This is a genomic window from Candidatus Cloacimonadota bacterium (assembly GCA_028706475.1).
In the GTDB taxonomy this organism is placed as follows: Bacteria; Cloacimonadota; Cloacimonadia; order Cloacimonadales; family Cloacimonadaceae; genus UBA5456.
On sequence record JAQWBI010000069.1, the window covers coordinates 1 to 6273 of the forward strand.

Consider the following 6273-nt stretch of genomic DNA (forward strand, 5'->3'; position numbering starts at 1 on the left):
CAATGAGATTTGCTGAGTAAATGTCCAAGTGGTTTTCTGCAAATGCTTTTCAGATATTCTTTTCTCTCTTCGACTTATCTAATTTGTCCAAGTGATCGCTATTTGCAATTTTCAGTGACTCTTTACACTTCCGTGATCGATCCCTAGATCGGTCATTCCGAGATCGAGCCCACCATCGTCATTCCGGAAGCCGGAACAAAGCGAAGCAATAGCGAAGGTTTGTGGAGGCTATCCGGAATCTAATGCTCAATGTTTTCGCCGGTGGCTAAAGCGCACCGGAGATCATCTTGTCTCACTTTATGCCAATCAGGTACGGCGGTATCTTACCGCTGACATGCAGACGGAACGACTAACGCGGTGATCATGCTGTGAAGGCGAGAAACCCTGTGATTGAATCCTGCATATTTCGAGTTGATAAGCCCCGTGAGCAATGTCCGGACAATGAAAGGATAAAGCCCTGATATGATCTGTCGCCCCTAAAGGCTCATCCAAAGCCCAGTAATGTCGGATAGTTTTCCCTGTGTACTGTGTTTACCTGTGCCGTCGGATACAGCTTCGCCCCGTCGCTTATGCAAATCTTGCGAACATGGCCTTCACTATCTCTTAACTGGACAAGAACTGGATAAATCGGTGAAGATCTCATCACAGGGCAAAAAATACTTCTGCAATGTGTGTCCCAAGACGCGCCTAAACCCAGCTAAAAAGCTCCAGACAAATTAAGCTTGACACATTTAGAGGCTTTGTTCTTTTGAATACATTCGTCTGTGGACTCAACTGTTAGACAGGTAGTGCAGCCAATTCTCGCATCTTATGATTATTAGAAATCTGTTGTCGCTGCCACCACCCCAGAGTTGCATGATTCTCGTTGTAGCGATCAGAGTACGTCAGACAAGGAGTACTTATGAAAAAAGCCATGTTCAAATTTTGCTTAAGCTTGCTAATCCTGGTTAGCGGATGTGCACAAGTGCCAAAGACAGTGTCCCGTCCATGGAAAAGAACCCTGCATGAAAGATCTACTTCATCGCAGGGGCTTTATAGTTTCTGAGCAAAACCCGGATTACATTCTAAAGATTTTCTATAAAACGATCCGTGTTGATAAAGAGACATCCATCCAGATTAATCAGTCGGGCAACTGGATGAGCTCCAGTAAAATAGCATCAGGCTATGGTGGATACGGAGTTATGTTAGCCAATAGTTTACGCGCGCTCTTGGTAACAAGTTTTTCGCTTGCAGGGCTCCTTGATTCGTCTGGCTTAGAGTCAGTTAGTCTAATTTTGCGAAACACATTGAGGTTTTTCCGCTCATCTTTTAAGCCTTTATATTTCACGGTAATGAAGTCGCCTTCGATATCCTCTCCCGGATTCTCATAGTGAACGATCAGGGTTACTTTTGCGGGGTCGAAACTTTCGATTTTGTAGAATAGCCTGTATAGCTCATCGTCACTTGGTTTCAGGTGTTCGCCCTGACGCCGCACGATCTCTTTTAATCCGTCAATTACGCCGGTAAAATACGCATCTCGGATTGATTCCTTGTAGATATTCCCAAGAAAGTAGCTCTCAGTTTCCTCATCATCCCGGTGTTGGTCTTCAGCGCGCCGGACCGCTCCGGAAAGGGCCGTCTCCATCTCATAGTCAAAAACAATTTCACCGATTTCTCTTTCGTGAATAATGCGACACTGAATTCCTCTCAGGCTTTCGTAAACACCCAACAAGCGGTCAGCATAGTAAGGTGGTATGAACGATTTTCGGGATTCCGAGCCCATGCAGTAATAGCCATACTGATCACGTTTCTTGAGCCAGGTGAGCCCATTAGTAATCTCTCTGGGAATTGATGGGAGGCTTAGAAAGCTGTCTAGCAATGCGATATCTGCTATTTTATGGCTCACATACACCTTGAGCTGCGTGGATATCCAGCCTTCATCAGCAGCTTTAAGGAATGCTTCAAAGTCCCTGACAACCGGCATGGCTATGGAATCAAACTGTCGCACCAGGGAAAGGTGATACCGTTTCATGCTGTCTTTATTCCAGATGTATCCCGCGGAATCGTTTTTCATAAAACTGCTTTGGGGGAACATTTTATAGAAAAGGTGAATGGGTAGGTAGTCGCAATCCCTAAGGAGGAGGTTGTGCTTTCGGTATTCTTTGCTGGTTTTGATCCGATTCAGAACTACTTCATATACGTGGCACCAGACGTAATTCAAACCTTCCGCGATATACAGCTGATTTGCTTCGATCCCTTCCATATTCAGGGCTGAAACTTCGTTCTCTTTCATTATTCCTCCACACTGGATGATTGCACATTGACAAAACGGATATTTTTGTCAAGGGAGAAGGTGAAAGGAGGTGGGCTAACCGTTTGCACGAAGAAAGCCCACCCCACCTGTTATCTACATCCCGGCATTCAGTCTGGCATAATCAAGGATGGGCTCCAATAATCCTGCCTCAATGGCGGTTTTCACCGTCCTACAGGGTAGGTTTTGCTCATAGACTGCGCCTTTGGTGATGGTGGTTAGGTCGGTGCCGGATTCCCGCTGGAGGGCATACATAAGCTTGGTGAATACGTTTTGCCAGCTCAGTCGGGTGCCGGGTTTGCGGGCCATTGCCGCGTAGAACTTGAGGTCGGTGATGTATTCCTGGCTCAGGTTCAGTTTATTCAAGTTTTGCATGGTGGCTGCCAGACGCGCGTTTTGGGGCGTGGGCCTGGGCTTCACGTAGCGGCGGCAAAGGATGCGCTCCAGCTCGGGGTCATAGTAATACACCAGGCCATCGCATTTGCCTGTGTAGGCCTTGATCAGGTTTTTGTAAAAGACTTTCATGGTAGCTCCTATTTTTTCGTTGTGGAAACGGCTTGCAGCCGTTTGATCCTGGCAAGCTTCAAGATGAAGCTTCTACTTGCATGCGACAAGATGTCGCTTCTACTATATACGGGCTACGCTGGCTTCCGCATAGCTTCCAGCCTTCCCCCACTCCTCTTTGGTGGGACGCAAGAAGCCTGGAGGAGGGCTCTTACCGCAGTGCCGGCCCAAAGAGGGCAAAGGCTATAATCACGATGGGTTTGCCATTTTGTTTGGTTTGGTGCCAGAGCCTTCCCGTTGTGGGGGACAAAGTACACAAAATACACAAAATCCCCGGGCTGGGACAGACGGAGAAAGCAAGAGAAGAGAGAGTAAAGAAGAGACAATAGATAGAGCTAAGCATCAGCAATATAGATATATAGATAGAGATAATACATTTATTATATAGATATTTATGTTGTTCTTTATCTGTGTCTATCGCCTACCTATGACCTCACACCTGAAAGCAGCTTGCTCTTCCTCTCCCAGCCGGGATATTTTGTGTATTTTGTGCATTTACTTTAACGCGCCTACGTTGTTGAGGTTTACCAAGCCCCAATTTCAAGAATGGGAAAAAGATATTGACATCAAACTCGAGATGATAAAACATGCTATTAGTCGATTGCGCTTCTATATAGAGTGTAGTAGTAGGGGATGTTGGAAAATCTCAATCATCCTGTATGAGTGTTTAGCTGCATTTTCTCGAATCGTACTAATCAGGCGGGATTCACCATCTGCATGTGTCAGAAAACCCCGTTAATTTTATGTGTACCTTAAGATAGTCCTAGATATATGCTTATCTTATGGTACTTAGTATCAAGGAGGATTAGATGAGAGCCAGATACGGTTTTTATATGGTTTTGCTATTTTTGACTGTTTGCTCATTTTTGATGGCATCGGACTGGTATGAAGCCAGAATAACCAGTCCCAGTCCTTTCATGGGGAACAATGGAGAGTTGTTCAAACTGAACGATGGATCAACATGGGAAGTTAAGTACGAATTCAATTACCTCTATGCATACTACCCCCAAGTACTTGTTTCCCCTAAAGAGGGTAAGTTGATCCTGGATGGCAAGAAACTGAGTGTCAAGAAGATATCCTCAGGCAACACGTCAAAAAATGATAAGGGCTCGGGCAAGAGGACACAAGTATATGAATCCAGAATAGATGGGGCATTCAAAGGGTGGACCGGAGACACGATTGTCAAGCTGGAAAACGGACAGATTTGGCAACAGAGCCAGTATTACTATGAGTACATGTACTCCTATTGTCCCATGGTGATGATTGTCAAAAAGGGAACATCTTACAAGATGCAAGTTGATGGCATCAATGAATCTGTAAGGGTTGAAAGATTGAAGTAGAGAATTGCTGCTACCGCAAAATTGTTCTCATACACCATTTGCGATTTCATGACAAGCAATAAAATGCATAGGCGAGGACAACACGGCTGTTCTCAGGTATCCCCCGAAACAGTAACTTGGCACCAGTGCCAACACTCGGGACTTAATGTTTAACACTCAAGGAGTCTCAAATGACTAAAACAAGGCTTTTCCTCTTAGTTATTGTCACAGTGATCCTTACATCATGTGCTGTCACTAAGCCAATATTGGCGACCGAAAACCCCATTGGCAGCAAAATCGGTAGGAGCAAGCAAACAGGAATCCTTTTCTTCCCTCCACCTATGGCAGAAGCAGGCATTCACATTGCCGCAAGAAGAGCCGGCATCACAAAAATCTCAACCGTAGATTATACCGTTCGTTGGTACATATTGGTGTATGAGCTCGAGACAACCGTAACAGGGGAATAGCCCAGACGAACAACAAAACCGTTTGCTGTTCTTTCCTTTAATCTGCGGTCATTTATTCCAAGCTAAGTGGAATCCTTACGGTGCCCAACTCATGCTACTGGGTTCGGAGGATCGGAATCCTCTGCAAGGGTAGCAATGTATGAAACCTAAGCATTACGGGACTGATCGGCAGAGGCGGAAGCCGAAAACGTAGTGACTCTCGTCCGGGTATGCGTTGTGCCTATCCGAAATCCGGCTGTAGTCGGCACTTCCATGCCAGTGGCCACCACGAAATACACGGGGTGCCCCGCTCTCCGGACCGGTCGGATTGGAACTTGGACTGCTGCTGTAATAATCCCCAGAATACCAATCCCAGCACCATTCCATGACGTTACCACTCATATCATAAAGCCCCAAACCATTGGGAGCTAAGGTGCCAACTGGTATGGAACCATGGGGTGAGTTGATGCCATCGTACCAAGCCACGGCATCAATATCATCGGAACCGCTATAGAGATAATCCGGAGTGTTCGTGGCCCCACGGGCTGCATATTCCCATTCCGCCTCGGTGGGTAAACGATAACCATTGGCATTCCAATTGCAGATTGCCACAATCCAGGAAGGAGTATCTGGATGATTCCAGGTGTTTGGTACTTCTCCCCAATTAGCAGGATCGGTAGATCCGGATATGCTATACACCGGCGTAAGCCCCTCTGCCATACTGCGCAGATTACTATACTTCAAGATGGCATACCAGGATACATTATAGGCTGGATAATTATACCCAAGACCATATTCACTTGTCCAGCTTGAAACAGGTTGCATATACTGGGCATACTCCCCTTGCGTTACCTCATACGTTCCCATGTAGAAGGGATTCAATGTGACGCTGTGGGTTGGGAGTTCTATTTCATTCCCTTCTCCTCGAGTGTCGCCCATAGTGAAGGTACCGCCTGGGACACTGACCATATCTATAGGTGCAAAATCAAACAAATAATCCGCCGTTGCCGTATTACTATCCTTCCATCCGTCTCTGAAAGCCTTTGCTTTGATGACCGTATCTCTTTCAATACACAGAGGATTCTGGTAAACAGATGAGCCAGAATGTGGCTCTGTACCATCAGTGGTGTAAAGAATCGTAACCCCCAATGTAGCGCAGCTGATGCTAACGGTTTGAAAACTGGTATAGGCTCCCCCCGGAGGATCAAAGACCGGAGTAGCTACAGTACCCAAGCCTGGTTCAGTGGCTTTTTCTTTGCACCCACTGATCATGGATATACTCACGATAATCAACAAAACTACAAGGCTTAACTTGCTCTTAAACATGCTCTTCTCCTTATTGTGTATATTACTCTCAATATGGTATGATCTTACTCTTGGACAGAATGCATTATTCAGTGCGGGCATACCGTTTACAAGTGTTTCATGTCTTGGCGCTAATATCCTTGGGGAAATATCTTTGTCAACAAGAATGTTTTTTGGGGGGGTTATTAGAGTGCTGTAGGCACGGTATTTCAGATAGCATATGTGTAAAGAGTCACTGATAATTGCAAATAGCGATCACTTGGACAAATTAGATAAGTCGAAGAGAGAAAAGAATATCTGAAAAGCATTTGCAGAAAACCACTTGGACATTTACTCAGCAAATCTCATT

General features: G+C 45.6%; 5 protein-coding genes. 2 read left to right on the plus strand and 3 right to left on the minus strand.

Annotated elements, in window-relative coordinates:
* Positions 1 to 1162 precede the first annotated feature (1162 nt).
* Both PHF32_08355 and PHF32_08360 read right to left on the minus strand, forming a co-directional pair.
* Positions 1163 to 2272, minus strand: coding sequence for a hypothetical protein (locus tag PHF32_08355; protein MDD4560728.1), 1110 nt, complete (start codon positions 2270 to 2272; stop codon positions 1163 to 1165).
* A gap of 114 nt (positions 2273 to 2386) precedes the next feature.
* Complete coding sequence (locus tag PHF32_08360) at positions 2387 to 2815, minus strand: hypothetical protein (protein MDD4560729.1); 429 nt, start codon at positions 2813 to 2815, stop codon at positions 2387 to 2389.
* Between the two features lie 848 nt (positions 2816 to 3663).
* Between PHF32_08360 and PHF32_08365 the strand changes: the two genes are divergently transcribed.
* Together PHF32_08365 and PHF32_08370 are read left to right on the plus strand one after the other, a co-directional pair.
* Complete coding sequence (locus tag PHF32_08365) at positions 3664 to 4194, plus strand: hypothetical protein (protein ID MDD4560730.1); 531 nt, start codon at positions 3664 to 3666, stop codon at positions 4192 to 4194.
* A gap of 170 nt (positions 4195 to 4364) precedes the next feature.
* Complete coding sequence (locus PHF32_08370; protein MDD4560731.1) at positions 4365 to 4640, plus strand: TRL domain-containing protein; 276 nt, start codon at positions 4365 to 4367, stop codon at positions 4638 to 4640.
* Positions 4641 to 4793: 153 nt separating this feature from the next.
* Here the strand turns inward: PHF32_08370 and PHF32_08375 are convergent, their stop codons facing one another.
* Positions 4794 to 5945, minus strand: a complete 1152-nt coding sequence (locus PHF32_08375; protein ID MDD4560732.1) for an SUMF1/EgtB/PvdO family nonheme iron enzyme — start codon at positions 5943 to 5945, stop codon at positions 4794 to 4796.
* Positions 5946 to 6273: the final 328 nt, after the last annotated feature.